At 38.1% G+C, this 7,279-nt stretch carries 8 protein-coding genes; 1 reads left to right on the forward strand and 7 read right to left on the reverse strand.

Annotated elements, in window-relative coordinates; genetic code table 11:
• Nucleotide 1: 1 nt before the first annotated feature.
• The 7 genes from RU93_RS10520 to RU93_RS10550 all read right to left on the reverse strand — a co-directional run bounded on the left by RU93_RS10520 (nt 2) and on the right by RU93_RS10550 (nt 5,741).
• The gene (locus tag RU93_RS10520; RefSeq protein WP_084131413.1) at nt 2–901 is read right to left on the reverse strand and encodes an ABC transporter permease; all 900 of its coding nucleotides are present in this window, start codon (nt 899–901) and stop codon (nt 2–4) included.
• Entirely contained in the window at nt 898–2,061 is a 1,164-nt protein-coding gene (locus RU93_RS10525; RefSeq protein WP_071875586.1) for an extracellular solute-binding protein, read from the reverse strand. Before RU93_RS10525 ends, RU93_RS10520 begins: the two co-directional genes overlap by 4 nt.
• Nucleotides 2,062–2,073: 12 nt before the next feature.
• Nucleotides 2,074–3,003, reverse strand: a complete 930-nt coding sequence (locus tag RU93_RS10530; RefSeq protein ID WP_071875587.1) for an ABC transporter ATP-binding protein — start codon at nt 3,001–3,003, stop codon at nt 2,074–2,076.
• 62 nt (nt 3,004–3,065) lie between these two features.
• Entirely contained in the window at nt 3,066–3,902 is an 837-nt protein-coding gene (locus tag RU93_RS10535; RefSeq protein WP_071875588.1) for an ABC transporter permease, read from the reverse strand.
• Entirely contained in the window at nt 3,899–4,546 is a 648-nt protein-coding gene (locus RU93_RS10540; RefSeq protein ID WP_143139450.1) for a glycerophosphodiester phosphodiesterase, read from the reverse strand. Before RU93_RS10540 ends, RU93_RS10535 begins: the two co-directional genes overlap by 4 nt.
• Nucleotides 4,547–4,790: 244 nt before the next feature.
• Nucleotides 4,791–5,255: a GNAT family N-acetyltransferase gene (locus RU93_RS10545; protein WP_071875590.1), complete on the reverse strand. Its 465-nt coding sequence runs from the start codon at nt 5,253–5,255 to the stop codon at nt 4,791–4,793.
• A 12-nt stretch (nt 5,256–5,267) separates the two neighbouring features.
• Nucleotides 5,268–5,741, reverse strand: a complete 474-nt coding sequence (locus RU93_RS10550; RefSeq protein WP_071875591.1) for a GAF domain-containing protein — start codon at nt 5,739–5,741, stop codon at nt 5,268–5,270.
• Between the two features lie 213 nt (nt 5,742–5,954).
• On the opposite strand from RU93_RS10550, the gene RU93_RS10555 reads away from it, so the two are divergent.
• Nucleotides 5,955–7,220 (forward strand): murein hydrolase activator EnvC family protein, encoded by a 1,266-nt coding sequence (locus tag RU93_RS10555; RefSeq protein WP_245785413.1) that lies wholly within the window; start codon nt 5,955–5,957, stop codon nt 7,218–7,220.
• Nucleotides 7,221–7,279: the final 59 nt, after the last annotated feature.

Consider the following 7,279-nt stretch of genomic DNA (forward strand, 5'->3'; position numbering starts at 1 on the left):
CTTATCTTTTTTGCTTCAAATTACTCATAATATAAAACGTTGCTGCAACAGAACAAATTAAAAACATGATCACCGATAAGGCGGCTGTTCGTTCATAATCCATGTAGCTATTAAATTGATCATACAACGCAATCCCTAACATTTTAGGATGGTTTCCTCCCATTAAAAAAGGCGTTGTAAATGACCCCACATTCCCCATGAAGACAAAAGTCATGGCGACTAAGATTTCTTTATACGTCATGGGTATGATAATTTTTTGTAAAATCACCAAATTACTAGCGCCAATATCTCGGGCTGCCTCGATGGAAGAACGTTTGACATTGGAGAGACTCGCTAAAATAATGAGGGAGACAAATGGGATATTGAACCAAAGATTCATCAAGATAATCCCTATCTCATTAAATAACCAGCCTGGTTTAAAATCATAGCCAAAAAGTTTGCTGATCCGATTAAGAACACCGGAATCGCGAATAATCATCATCACCGAATACACCGCGACTAGCCCAGGAATAAAGCGTGGAACCAAATTTAATGTACTCATGATTCGACTAAATCTTGAGTTGCTGAAACGAATATAAAGGGCCAAACCATAACCGAAAAACAAGGCTAAAACAACGGTGATAAGCACAATTTTCAAAGTATAGATTAAATTGCTTTGTTGAATCGGGTCCATTAAGAAATAACGGTAATTTGCCCAAGTAAAGGCGTTGGTTTCACTATCTTGAAAGCTTCGCACAACCGTTGTAAAAATGGGATAAACAATAAAGAGTAAGACTACGCTAAAGGCGGGAAATAATAAAACATACGGTAAGAGCACTTTTTTAATGGTTGCGAAACGCCATTTTTTCGTCCGTTGTTGTACTTGCTCGTTTTCTTGTATCAACGCTTCTTTACTAATCATTGTCCCATCGTTCCAATCGTTTGATCCCATTCCTCATTCAACTCATTCGCTAATGTCCCTAAACTACTTGTCCGGAAAGAATCAATTTTTAAATCTTTTAAATAGATAGAGTTATCTGAAGAAATCAACGAGCTGTCAATTACTGGGATCGCCGCCATTGTATCAAGTAAAATTTGTTGCGCTTGCGTCGTTAACATAAAATCCATGACTGCTTGTGCCCCTTCAATGTTTGAACCAATACTTGGAATCGCTAAACCATCCACATTGCCTGTAAATCCTGGTTCCACTTGAGTCATTTTAATATTTTCAGGCAATGTGCCATTGGCTAAGTTAGTAATCACCATATCGGCCCAAGCTGGAATCATATCGACTTCTTGATTAATCAATAAATCTAACGTTCCTTGATTTTTATTGGGATAAATCGTTTGCCCGCCGGTTTGATACATCGATGAATGCAACGACTTTAAGCGTTCAAATCCTTTTGACCACTCTGCTTTCCATTTTGCATCACTCGAAGTCAATGCTTCTTCTGGCAATTCATTGTATAAGACAGTCTGAACAAAGGAACTTCCTGCGCCTCCAGATCCCGGAGTATTGTAGGCAAAGCGTCCTGGATTATCTTCAATCCACTGGTAGAGTTCCGTTGCTGTTTCAGGAACCGATGAAACGTTCTCCGAATTATAGGCAAGTACAACCGTCGTACCTCGATAAGGTACCAAGACGCCTTCACCACTCGAAACTTTTGTTTGAACATTTGCTAAATTAGGAATCTTGGCTTCCTCATAAGGAACAAAAATATCTTCTCCGCCTTCTTGTAAAAAAACGCCTACTTCCGCATCGGAAACTAAAATAAGATCGTAATCCGTATTCGACTCCCCTACTTTTTTCGCAGCAATAATCCGATCTGATAAACTTTGAGACCCTGATCCGGACATAATGAATTCTAACTTTAACTGATACTCTTCCCCTTTTTCACTCGCATTAAAAGCTTTCACAATTTGTTCCATTCCAACTTTGACATTATCCGAACCTCCCGCCCATAACGTAACCGTTTGTTGCGCTTCTTCACTGGCATCTCCTTGTTGACCACAAGCAGATAATGCTCCGAGTGTGACTGTTGCCATTGTGCCTAAGAATAACCATTTTTTCCATTGATTCATTGTCTTTTCCTCCTAGTAAACCTTAAATTTATTAATCGTAAAGTACAGTGATTGTTGTTTTTCATATTTTTTCGCTTCTTCTTTATTTAAATAGAGTTTTAATGACTGCTCTTCGTGTGCTAAATAAAGAATGGAATAGTGGCCTGCATTCATAATTTCTTGAACAGTCCCTTGATAGTCGCCATTTGACGAAGATAACGTCATATCTTCTGGTCGAAACGCTTTGACTTTGCCATCATGGGAGGGTAAAAAGTTCATTTCGCCAATAAACGAAGCCGTGTAGCGATTAATTGGATTTTCATAAATTTCAGCCGGCGTGTCTACTTGTGCGATTTTTCCTTTTTCCATCACGACGATCCGATCAGATAACGACATCGCTTCTTCTTGATCATGTGTCACAAAAACCACTGTAACATTCGTTTGTGCTTGAATCCGTTTCAATTCTTCGCGCATTTGTTGGCGAATTTTGGCATCTAATGCGGAATAAGGCTCATCCATTAACAACACTGCGGGCTCCAAAATCAGTGAACGACCGATAGCAATCCGCTGTTGTTGGCCTCCTGATAATTCACTTGGATACTTCTTCTCAATATTTGGTAATTTCAGTAGGTCTAACATCTCATGAACTCGTTGCTTTATTTCTTGTTTGGGATATTTCCGTAATTTTAATCCAAAGGCTAAATTTTCATAAACTGTCATATGATTCCAAAGATTATATCCTTGAAAAACCATACTGGTAGGACGTTTTTCGGGTGGCAAAGCTGTCACCTCTTGTCCATCAATATAAATCCTTCCTTGATCTAGCGCTTGAAATCCACCTAAACACCGTAAAATAGTACTTTTCCCACATCCAGAAGGACCGAGTAAGGTTAAAATTTCACCCGCTTGAATCATCAAATCAATATTCTTAATGCCATCACCATTTTCATAAACTTTTGACATGTTCCTAATCTCTACTTTTACTTTACTCAACGTTTTCCTGCTCCTTTATTGATTATTTTCGATTACATCGATATTCCACCTGAAAATATTTCTTTGCCAAATATCTTTTGACATCCCCACAACAAGAGAATCGTTGGAATGACAAGTAATAGTGAAAAGACTGCACCAGCCATTGGTGGGTAATCCAAAATAATGCCATACATCGAAGTCGCCATTGTTTTGATTTCCGGAAAACCAACTAATAACGTTCCTTGCGCTTCTTCTAATGATCCTAAAAATGTATACATCCCCGATACAGCGACACCTGGAACTGCTGCGGGCATCGTAATCTGCATGAAGGTACGAATCGGTCCTGCCCCCATGTCACGAGCTGCCTCTTCTTGCTGAATTGGGATACTTTGAAAGGAACTAGATGGAATCCAAATCATAAAAATCATGGTATTTAAAATATGGACAATAATAACGCCGGCCAACGTTCCCATTAATTGAAACTTATAAAACAAAATACCTAACGCGGTATACAACCCAATTTTAGGAAAGGCATTCGAGAGCAAAAAAGAGAAGAGAAAGAATCGCTTGCCTTTAAACTCAAACCGCGCCAGTGCATATGCAGCCGGTAAACAAATAATCATCGATAAAATGGTGGTAAATAAGGCAATCAAAAACGAAGAGAAAATCGATTGTAATAAATTATCTTGCGAAAGAATATACTGCCACCACTGAAAGCCAAACTTAGTCGGAATCACATGCGGCACTTGATATTGCTCCGCAAAAGCTAACATTAAGGTGTTCATTAAAGGCCCATAAAAAAAGAGAATAAAAAGAGAAAAAATCAGTGTTTCAAAAAAAAACTTCTTACCAAAACTACGATAGATTCGCTTTGGATGTAAATATTTCATCTAAAAACCTCCTGTTGATTCAGATATTCCATTGCCCTTCTGGTTGTCACATTAAAAATGCCTTGGTCCTGATAGCGACGAATGTCGGCTAGATCATCGACTGTCCATAATGAGAAAGATAATTCCAATTCGTTGCCTTTTCTTGCCAAGCGTTCGGTGTAAAAGAGATGTGAGAGGTTAATCACTCGTGCTCCTTGTTGTCCTAACCATTCTAATTTCTCACACGCGTCGTCTTCATCCCACATAGGTGACTGTCCTTGGCGACCGACAAAATTTTCAAGATTTATTAATAATTGTTCCGGCCAGTTTTTTAAATAGTTGAGGGATACGTTGCCACTTAAATAAATCTGTGACCACTGATTATTTTTTTGAGCTAACTGATAGACTTGTGGTTCAAGATTGGCTTCTTTCAAATCACAATTAAGCTTTATCGTGGTCCCTTCGAGTATCAATAATAGCTCCGACAACCGTACATACTCTTTTTTTGCGAGTGCATCATGACTTAGCACCAACTCTCCTTGAGGATTGCATCGAACATCCACTTCAATCACATCGATTCCTTTTTTATCCTTAAAAAAATTGGCAAAGGCCAGACTATTCTCTGGCGTCTGATCACTTCCTGAATGCGCCGTTAAGTACATCACTTATTAACCACCTTCTTTCACTAACAAAGTATAAGGTCGGTTTATTAACTTTAGACAGATATTGTGTAAAGTAAATGTAAACCAAAGATAATTTCTGTAAATTTTTCAAAAAATGATTTCATTCAAAAAAAAAAGAAAAGACCGCTAAGTCTTTTCTTTTTTGAAGTGGCCAAACTATCAGGCTCACGATTTATTTTGTTCGATTGCTACTAAGATCTGCATTGGATTATCACCACAAACGGAATTATCTTCTGATTTTTTCATAAAGAAATGATTTACTGCCATTTGGGTACTCTTTTTCGCCTACTTTTGCAAAATCGAGTTTTTCATAAAAAGCATGATTACGAGTAGAATATGCAGGTGTTTCTAGGAACCAGGGACGATGACCAAAGTGTTCTTCGATTTTTTTCCACGTTTTTGTCCCCAGCCCTTGGTTGATAAACAAAGGGAACAAGCAAAAATACTGTACTTCCCATTTTTGCGAATCGATCGTCAGAAAACCAGCGATTTCCCCCTGATATGAGATCAGCCATGTTTGACTCGTAGAATCGGTTAATATTTTGGTGGCTAATGAACCATCTGAATAACCTTCTGGCCCATCTGTCGCATCCTTCCCAAAATAAAAGGCCGTATCATAATTAAATGAAGCTGTCATAATTTCGGTAATTTTTTCTTGTTCTTCGATTGTCGCTTCGATTAATTCAATCATTATTTATCCTCTTTATTCTGGTAAAATTGACAATAAGATTTCTACATAACGTTCTAAAAATTCTTGATCGATTTCATCATAACTCGCTTTTTTACCACTATCGATATCGAGCACACCAATTAACTGACCGTTCTTCACCATTGGCACCACAATTTCGGATTGAGCAGCAGCATCACATGAAATATAGTTTTGATGCGTCGTCACGTCATCGACAATCAGTGTTATTTGTTTTTCGGCCGATTCGCCACAGACACCTTTTCCTAACGCGATGCGTGTACAAGAAACACGTCCTTGAAACGGTCCTAAGATGAGTTCCCCGTCTTCAAATAAATAATAACCAGCAAAAACTGTTTCTTCTAATGTTTCATTTAGTAACGCAGAGGAATTACTTAAACTGGCAATCCAATTTGTTTCCATTTCAAGTAGCCCTTGCTGTTGCAGTAACAATAGCTCATAGGCTGCTCTTTTTTCTTCTTTATTCCACATATTTATTCCTCTTTCCTTCTATCAATCAATATCTCAAATAAAACAGAATTATTTCAATTAGATTAAATCTAACAATTTTCACCATTTTTTTCAATGTTTTTCTGTTTTTTTTTATAATATGTGTATAATTAACAATGAATCTAAAAACAAATTGCGAGGTAACTCATGTTTAATATAAAAAAAATCACTTTAATAACATTTAGTTCTCTTTTGATGTTTAGTCCTGTGCTAAGTATTCAAGCAGACGAATATGATGATAAAATTCAAGCACAAACTGAAAAAATTTCAACCCTTGAAAATGAACAGACAGCTGCAGAAAATGCGCTGAGTGCTTTAGAAACACAAATTAGCAAAACAGAAGCAGAAGTTGACGAGTTATTTGCTAAAAAAACACAAGAAGAAGAACGATTAAATGAATTGAACAGCGAAATTGCTGATTTAAAAGTTGCGATTGAAAAACGAAACCAACAATTAAAAGAACAAGCACGAGACGTCCAAGTCAACCAATTAAATAATAGTGTCGTTGAAGCGATCTTAACAGCTGACTCTTTAAACGAAGCAGTTGGTCGCGCAATGGCTGTCACAACCCTTGTCAATGCAAACAATGAAATTATTGAAAAACAACAAGTCGATCAAGCGAAACTAGAAGAGCTATCACTTGAAGCACAAGAAAAATTAGCAACAATCGAACAACAAAGTCAATTATTACAAGAAAAACAAGAATCGCTCGTGGAAGCTCGCTTGGATCAAGAAGTCGCAATTAATGAATTGCAAAGTATGATTACAACTGAGAAGAAGCAAAAAGCGACCTTTGAAGCACAAAAAGAAGAAGCGATTCGTAAGCGAGAAGCACAATTAAAAGCCATCGCTGCGCAAAAAGCGAAGGATGAAGCTGCACGAATTGCAGCCGCCGAACAATTAGCTGCGCAACAAGAAGCTGCTAAAACAGCTACGAAGAAAGTCGAAACACAACCAGCTGTTTCCAATACTTCTGTCGCAGATGTGCCTAACAATAATACTACTCCTACTACGGAGACGGTAACCCCGCCTGTCCAAGAAAGCAGCCCTGTTACTTCAAGTGGTTGGGGACTTCCTGTAAGTAGTGTTTCTGTTTCTAGTCCGTACGGTTGGCGTGCAAATCCTTGGGGCAACGGTCCTTCTGAATTTCATGAAGGAATCGATTTAGTTGGTGCATCTGGTACTTCTATTTATGCTTCAAAAGCTGGAACAGTTGCTACAACTGGTTACGATGCAAGTGCGGGTAACTATGTGATCATTAATCACGGCGATGGTTACTACTCTTATTACCTACATTTAAGTAGTTTTGCTGTTTCTACTGGTCAAAGTGTGGGACAAGGTTCACTCGTTGGTGGCATGGGTACCACAGGTGGTTCAACTGGTGTTCATTTACACTTTGGGATTGCAACAAGCGGCAATTGGTCTGGATTTGTGGATCCTGCACCCTTACTAGGCATTTAATTCAAAAAAGACCTGATAGCAGACACATTGTAGTGACCCCTTTAAGTTAGACTTTTTAG

The sequence above is a fragment of the Enterococcus aquimarinus genome (assembly GCF_001885765.1).
Lineage (GTDB): Bacteria > Bacillota > Bacilli > Lactobacillales > Enterococcaceae > Enterococcus_I > Enterococcus_I aquimarinus.

Excerpts from the sequence above, each read along its gene's own strand:
- RU93_RS10520 (WP_084131413.1), bottom strand. The coding sequence starts at position 901 with ATGATTAGTAAAGAAGCGTTGATACAAGAAAACGAGCAAGTACAACAA.
- RU93_RS10525 (WP_071875586.1), bottom strand. The coding sequence starts at position 2,061 with ATGAATCAATGGAAAAAATGGTTATTCTTAGGCACAATGGCAACAGTC.
- RU93_RS10530 (WP_071875587.1), bottom strand. The coding sequence starts at position 3,003 with ATGTCAAAAGTTTATGAAAATGGTGATGGCATTAAGAATATTGATTTG.
- RU93_RS10535 (WP_071875588.1), bottom strand. The coding sequence starts at position 3,902 with ATGAAATATTTACATCCAAAGCGAATCTATCGTAGTTTTGGTAAGAAG.
- RU93_RS10545 (WP_071875590.1), bottom strand. The coding sequence starts at position 5,255 with ATGATTGAATTAATCGAAGCGACAATCGAAGAACAAGAAAAAATTACC.
- RU93_RS10550 (WP_071875591.1), bottom strand. The coding sequence starts at position 5,741 with ATGTGGAATAAAGAAGAAAAAAGAGCAGCCTATGAGCTATTGTTACTG.
- RU93_RS10555 (WP_245785413.1), top strand. The coding sequence starts at position 5,955 with ATGTTTAGTCCTGTGCTAAGTATTCAAGCAGACGAATATGATGATAAA.